The sequence below is a fragment of the Streptomyces sp. NPDC005899 genome (assembly GCF_040629645.1).
Lineage (GTDB): Bacteria > Actinomycetota > Actinomycetes > Streptomycetales > Streptomycetaceae > Streptomyces.
Window position 1 is genome coordinate 1 of sequence record NZ_JBEXWB010000360.1, and the last position, 6,294, is coordinate 6,294.

At 71.0% G+C, this 6,294-nt stretch carries 6 protein-coding genes; 3 read left to right on the forward strand and 3 right to left on the reverse strand.

The features are described 5' to 3' along the window. Positions 1–53 precede the first annotated feature (53 nt). The gene (locus tag ABZ371_RS27550) at positions 54–1,772 is read right to left on the reverse strand and encodes a SpoIIE family protein phosphatase (protein ID WP_358684423.1); all 1,719 of its coding nucleotides are present in this window, start codon (positions 1,770–1,772) and stop codon (positions 54–56) included. A 514-nt stretch (positions 1,773–2,286) separates the two neighbouring features. Between ABZ371_RS27550 and ABZ371_RS27555 the strand changes: the two genes are divergently transcribed. Together ABZ371_RS27555 and ABZ371_RS27560 are read left to right on the forward strand one after the other, a co-directional pair. Beyond that, positions 2,287–2,622 carry a MerR family transcriptional regulator gene (locus ABZ371_RS27555; RefSeq protein WP_358684425.1) on the forward strand — a complete coding sequence of 112 codons (336 nt, stop codon included), beginning with the start codon at positions 2,287–2,289 and terminating at the stop codon, positions 2,620–2,622. 266 nt (positions 2,623–2,888) lie between these two features. Then, positions 2,889–3,749, forward strand: a complete 861-nt coding sequence (locus ABZ371_RS27560; protein WP_358684427.1) for a glycoside hydrolase family 16 protein — start codon at positions 2,889–2,891, stop codon at positions 3,747–3,749. A 270-nt stretch (positions 3,750–4,019) separates the two neighbouring features. Here the strand turns inward: ABZ371_RS27560 and ABZ371_RS27565 are convergent, their stop codons facing one another. Further along, entirely contained in the window at positions 4,020–4,307 is a 288-nt protein-coding gene (locus ABZ371_RS27565; RefSeq protein ID WP_358684429.1) for a hypothetical protein, read from the reverse strand. 254 nt (positions 4,308–4,561) lie between these two features. Here ABZ371_RS27565 and ABZ371_RS27570 point away from each other — a divergent pair, with 254 nt between their 5' ends. Beyond that, positions 4,562–5,188 carry a class I SAM-dependent methyltransferase gene (locus ABZ371_RS27570; RefSeq protein ID WP_358684431.1) on the forward strand — a complete coding sequence of 209 codons (627 nt, stop codon included), beginning with the start codon at positions 4,562–4,564 and terminating at the stop codon, positions 5,186–5,188. Positions 5,189–5,585: 397 nt separating this feature from the next. Here ABZ371_RS27570 and ABZ371_RS27575 read toward each other — a convergent pair whose 3' ends face one another. Continuing rightward, positions 5,586–6,089 (reverse strand): lamin tail domain-containing protein, encoded by a 504-nt coding sequence (locus tag ABZ371_RS27575; protein ID WP_358684433.1) that lies wholly within the window; start codon positions 6,087–6,089, stop codon positions 5,586–5,588. Positions 6,090–6,294: the final 205 nt, after the last annotated feature.

A 6,294-nucleotide genomic window follows, 5' to 3' on the forward strand; every position in this document is an offset into this window, starting at 1 on the left:
GTGCGCCGGATCCGCGGGCCCGCGAGCGCCCGGCCCGGGGCTCGGCATCCGCCCTACGCGCGAGCGGGTGTGCGCAGCGCGATCATGGCGACGTCGTCGTCGTTGTCACCGGGGCGGACCCGTTCCAGGACGGAGTCGCAGAAGGAGTCCAGGGGCCGGTGGGCCAGAGACGCCGCGTGCCGCCGCAGCCGGTCCAGTCCACGGTCGATGGAGTGCTGCGGGGACTCGACGAGCCCGTCGGTGTAGAGCAGGAGCGTCGCCCGTGGCGGCAGCACGGTCACGGCGTCGGGACGAGGCCTGGTGACACCGGTGCCGAGCAGAATGCCGTGGGCCTCGTCGAGGTAGCGGGTCTGACCGTCGTGGGTGACGAGCAGGGCGGGCGGATGGCCGGCGTTCGTCCAGCGCAGATGCCACAGCATGTCGTCGCCGCGCGTGAGCCTGGCCAGAATCATGGTGGCCATGGGCACTTCCGCGATGTGCATCACGGCCTCGTCGAGCTGAGTGACGACGGCACTGGGAGCACCCTCCGGGGCCGACCAGGCGAAGGCCCGCAGCATGTTGCGGACCTGTGCCATACCGGCCGCGGCATCGAGATCGTGGCCCACCACGTCGCCGATGGCCAGCGCGTGGGCATGGGGGGCCAGGGCGAAGGCGTCGTACCAGTCCCCGCCGACCGAGGAGGCATCCGGAGCGGGAACGTACCGAGCGGTCATCTCCAGGCCCGGCAGGACGGGGAGCTGGGGCAGCAGGTGGCGCTGCATGGTCTCGGCGACCTTGCGCTGGCGCTGGTAGAGGCGTGCGTTGTCCAGCGCCAGGCCTGCCCGCCGCGTGAGGTCCTCCAGCAGCGGCAGGTCGGCCGGGATGAACGCGGTGTGCTGCTGCGCGCGCCCCAGGGTCAGGGCGCCGAGCACGTCGCGCAGGCCCCGGATGGGTGCGATGACAGCGGAGTGCATGCCCGTCTCCGTGAACAGGCGTTGCTGCTCGACCGTGATGCCCGAGTCGGGCGGGCCCTGGTAGGTGGCGCGGTCCACGAGGGTGGAGGCGGCGCCGCGCAGGGCCCGCGAGAGGGGCATCGGGGACTCCTCGGGCACCGGGGGCATCGGTCCCTGCAGGTCGGAGCGCTCGACCACCGTGCCGTCCTTGTGCTCCACCACCAGGACGCGACGCACCTCGTCGCGTTCGGTGAGAAGGTCGAACACGGCCCAGTCCGCCAGTCGGGGCACGGTGAGGGCGGCCAGCCGGTGCAGGGCCTCGTCCACGTCCAGCGTTGACGTGAGCTGTGAGGTGGTCTCCGCCAGCAGGGCGAGGCGGTCCAGTTCCGTCAGCGGTGCGGAGTGCACGTCCCCGCCCCGCCGCGCGTCGTCGCTCCGCGCCTCGTACAACAGCGTCAGCGCACCCGCCCCGGCCGGACCCGTGGTGAACGGCGTGACCAGCCACGACAGCTGGACGAGTGTGCCGTCCCCGCGAAGGAACCACTCTGCCTCGCCATGCCTGGTCCTTCGCGTGAGAAGCGCCTCCCGCAGGAGGCAGCGGGTGCGCGGCATGGGATGCCCGTGCCTGTCCCGGTGCAGCAGGTCGTGGAAGTCCCGACCGGCGAGTTCCGTGGCATCTCGGCCGAGCAGGCTCCGGGCCGCGCTGTTGGTCGCGACGACGTGGCCGTCGTCGTCGACCACGATGGCCGGCGCCGCCATGCTCTCCAGCTGGGTGCCCGACAGCCCCTGGCGCCCGGCCTCAGGCATTCCAGGCGCGCCGGAAGCGGCGACGTCGTCCATGTCTCTCCTCTGTCCGGCCGAATTGCTTTGTGTACCCCGGCCCGACCCGCCCAAGCGCGCGCACCCAGGGTCCGCCCCATGCGGGCGCACAGGGAGGCGCGTCACCGAGTCTGCCATCGGGGTGCCGATCGCGGGGGAGGCGATGAGGCCGTATCGATCCGGCGCGCCCGAATACTTCCCTTCTGCGCTACCCAAAAGCTGTACTGGCTGGAGTAGACATCGGGCTCCAGGATATTTATCCTGGCTTGTACTCCCAGAGAGACGCTCTCGTACCCGGTGAGACAGCGGAGGCCGGCAGGAACGAACTGCCCGGCGGCGACGTAGCCGGCGGATCGGTGCAGGTGACCCTGGTCGGAAACCACGGGCCCCGCGCCGCCCACCGTGCCCTCCGCGTCGCTGACCGACGAGGGCCGGCGCGGTACGTGGCCGGTGGACGGTGTGTCCGCCCCGTTCGGGGCCCTGGCACCGACCACCGGCACCAGGGCCTCTCCAGCGTGTTCCACAGAGAGGCGAAATGACAGCGGACGACTCCTTCGACCGTCTCGAGGACGACGACTACCCGGCGTACACCATGGGCCGTGCCGCCGACATCCTCGGCACCAGCCCGAACTTCCTGCGCGCCATCGGTGAGGCCCGCCTGATCACGCCCCTGCGGTCCAAGGGCGGACACCGGCGCTACTCCCGCTACCAGCTGCGCATCGCCGCCCGGGCACGGGAACTCGTCGACGCCGGCACGCCCATAGAGGCTGCTTGCCGGATCGTGATCCTCGAGGACCAGCTCGAAGAGGCCCGGCGCATGAACGCCGGACAACGCGCCACCGACTCCTCCCTTCCGTCGACAGCGGCCTGACCCTCGTGTGCCGACCGGGCGGGCACCGCGCGGAGCATTCGGCCGAGCTCCGCGGCACCCCCTGCCGCAAGGTCGCCCGACGGCGAAGCGGCGGCCACGCTCGGCGAACGGGCGTCCGGCCTGCACGGGATGGTGATCTGTAAGCTGTGTGCGGTGCGGGCCCCCTCGGCGTCATCCCATCGGTGTCGTCGTGCGGCCCGGCCATCATGTGTGCCTGGGATCGACAGTGCTCACCACCTTCCGCACGACCTTCCTGGAGCACTGCTGTGACGAAGCGACATACCGGCCTCGCCCTCGCGCTGGTGCTGGCCGCATCGCTCAGCGGATGTGGATCCCACCCGGCCGGGACGCCCGCTGCCGCGGCCGCGGAGACGCCGTTCTGGCGGGCCGAGTTCGACGGATCGGCGGGCACCCGCCCCGCGGAGGAATCCTGGAACACCGAGACAGGGAACCGGGAAGCCGAGGGTTGGGGAAACAACGAACTGCAGTACTACACACAGGATGCTGCGAACTCCGCTCTCGACGGCGCCGGTCACCTGCTCCTCTCGGCACGCCCCGTCTCCGCGGGATCCGAACTTCCCTGCTGGACGCAGGACTTCTGCTCCTGGACCTCAGCCCGCCTGACCACGGAGGGGAAGGTGGCGCTCACTCGCGGACGGGTGGAGGTCCGCGCGAAACTGCCCACCGGCACGGGGCTCCTGCCGGCGATCTGGATGCTGGGCGACAACGGGCGCCGGTGGCCCGGGCAGGGTGAGATCGACATCTGCGAAGTGGTCGGCGCGGAACCGCGCACGGTGTACGGCACCGCGCACGGGCCCACCTACTTCAACGAGAACGGCCTCGGCGGTTCCGCCTCCCTGCCGGCCGACGCGTCGCGGGCGTTCCACACCTACGCTGTTGACAAGGAGCCGCGCCGCATCACCTGGTCCGTCGACGGTAAGCCGTACTTCACCCTCACCCCGTCGAAGCTGCCCAGTCCGCGCGACTGGGTCTTCGAGCAGGACATGCACCTGCTGCTCAACGTCGCCGTGGGGGGCGACTGGCCCGGCCCTCCCGACGCCTCCACACCGGTCCCCGCCACCATGGAGGTCGACTACGTCCGCTTCTACGGCGAGGGCCGTGGGTGACCGACGCCGAACCGTGCCCCCGCCGACGGCGACACGCCCGGGAGCGGGTAGGTGCGTGCCCATGGCGTCCGCCTGCACTCACGCGCGGGAAGGTGCTGTGCGGCGACGCGCTGTCGGCTGTCTCACCTCTCCCAGCCGGGGACATTGAGCCGAGGCGGCCACCCTGCCAGGTCCGGTGAAGTGCTCCCATGGACCGACCGCTGCATGTGGGTTCGGTGCCCTGGTCCCCGCTGTCTCCCTGGAGCCGGTCCGCCCTGGAGTCGGCCGGCGTCAGCCGAGACCGCGATGGGCGGCCCACATCACTCCGGCACGGCCGGCAGCATCGGCGATCAGGGCCGTCAGCTCAGGTCTGTCGGGGACGGGAAACGAGACGTAGGCGCCCCGGCCTCCACCGACCGGCCGGCCGTACGCCTTCGCCGCGAGGCGGCCGTCCGGGAGGAGCCGGACGTTGAGCGTGGTCAGCGCGAACGTCTCACCGCGCCGCGTGTCGGTCCAGCGAAGCGCCTCGGGTACGGTGACGTTGATCGCCAGGGCACTGACTTCCAGGTCGCTGCTCATGGGCGGATGGTCTCACGCTCGATGTCGCGTGGACCATGGCCGACGCCGGACGTGCCTGCCGGACGTGCCTGCCGGGCGTGCGCCGCCGGACCGGTGTCCTGCCGGCCTTCCGGTTCACGACATCGGCGCGGAATCCCGGGCGCGTACCCGTGTGTTCGACCCGGCCTGCGAGGCGCACGCCCGCACCCATGGAAAATGGTGGGGAACCGCTCTCGCTCCTGTTGGGCGGGACCGACCGGGAAGGCACCTCGGACATGACAGGGCGAAATGATCGCTGGGCCGAACTGACCGGCGGACAAGCCGGGGAGGAGTACGCGCAGCGGTTCGCGCGTCTGGCCCGGTCGGGCCACGACATCCACGGTGAGGCCGACTTCTGTGCCGCACTGCTGAAGCCCACCGCCCGGGTACTCGACGCCGGCTGCGGAACCGGCCGGATCGCGATCCGTCTCGCGGAGCTGGGGCACCGTTGCACCGGCGTGGACATCGACTCCTCGATGCTCGCTGTCGCCCGTCGGCAGGCCCCCGCGCAGGAGTGGGTCCTCGGCGACCTGGCCCACCTGGAGGACCTCGGCCTGAATACCGGCTTCGACCTGGTGCTCGCGGCGGGAAACGTCATCCCGCTGCTGGCCCCCGGCACCGAACCGGACGTCGTCCGGCAACTGGCCGCGGTGCTGGGACCCGGTGCTCTGCTGGTCACGGGCATGGGACTGGACGCGGCGCACCTGCCGTTGCCGGAACCGACGGTGACCCTGTCCGCGTTCGACCACTGGTGTGCGCAGGTGGGCTTGACCCTGCGTCAGCGTTTCGCCACCTGGAGCGGCGAGCCCTACCGCCCGGGCTGCGGTTATGCCGTCAGCGTGCACTCCCGCCCCGCCACGTGAGCTCACGCCTGCTCCGTCACCGTCCTGCCCGGGCGGGCGCGAGTGAGAGGAAGGGCCGGGGTGTCGGCCGCCCTCTTGCCGAGTCCGGCCTCCGGCGCCGGTGACACCGGAGGCCCAGGGCGGAGCCGAGACCGCCCGGTCGGCCACGACTACGGAGCCCACCCGGCGCTGGGCGCGGCCGACCGGTGGGTGGGACGCATCGTGCGGGCCCTCCGTCTCGAAGCGAAGGGCAACGGCCATGACGGCTGACTGCCCACGCACTCGACGACGCTCGGCACCGGAAGTGCGGCCGAGCGTCGTCGGTAGGGGTGTTCAGGGACGCCGGTTGCTCCCGAGCGGGCCTTGGGACGGACGGCCACTTCCGGCAGTCACCCGTGCCGCCGGCTGTCCGCGCAGGCTAGCCGTGGTAGCTGATGTAACCGTTGCCGTCGCGGTCGTTGGCCTTCTTGGTGTAGGAGTGGACGTCGGAGCGGGCGCCGGACGGCTTGTACAGGTAGATGGTGTCCCTGTCGTTGTTCCAGATGAAGTTGCAGTTCTGCCGGTACACCACGTTCTTCGCGTCGGAGTCGGTGCCCCGTGCGCCGCGAAGCTTTATGTAGTCGCCGGGCTGCAACGTGTGGCTCGCCGTGAAGGTGAACCTGTTGCCGACGGCGTCCTTGACCACGTACCCCTTGAGGTTCACGGTCGCGGTGCGCGAGTAGTTCTTTATCGTCACGTACTCGTTCTTGGTGTTGCCACCCGAGCACTTGTTGGAGTCGCTCCCGGGAGCGTCGTACTGGACACCCGTGATCTTCAGGGCCGAGGAGTACTCGGCCGCCTGGACCGGGGCCGCGGCCACCAGGCCGAGCGCGAGGACCGAAGCGGCGGTGGCCGCGGCGGTCAGAGCATGACGGACGTGCATGAGGAGTCCCCCCTCAATGGTGCGGATGCAGCGATCCGGAGCCTACCGAAACATGTGGCCACCAGGTGAAGAAGGGCAGGAGAAAGTGTGCGTGACGCCGGATCGGTGCTGCCGCGTCGCCGGGTCGTGCGCGGGTCGCCGCGGAATGCCGTGCGTCCCCGGGTCCGGTCGGGCTGCTCCGCCCGCCTGGAAGCGGGTGGAGCAG

Coding starts and splice junctions, on each gene's coding strand:
- ABZ371_RS27550 (WP_358684423.1), bottom strand. CDS start 1,772: ATGGACGACGTCGCCGCTTCCGGCGCGCCTGGAATGCCTGAGGCCGGG.
- ABZ371_RS27555 (WP_358684425.1), top strand. CDS start 2,287: ATGACAGCGGACGACTCCTTCGACCGTCTCGAGGACGACGACTACCCG.
- ABZ371_RS27565 (WP_358684429.1), bottom strand. CDS start 4,307: ATGAGCAGCGACCTGGAAGTCAGTGCCCTGGCGATCAACGTCACCGTA.
- ABZ371_RS27570 (WP_358684431.1), top strand. CDS start 4,562: ATGACAGGGCGAAATGATCGCTGGGCCGAACTGACCGGCGGACAAGCC.
- ABZ371_RS27575 (WP_358684433.1), bottom strand. CDS start 6,089: ATGCACGTCCGTCATGCTCTGACCGCCGCGGCCACCGCCGCTTCGGTC.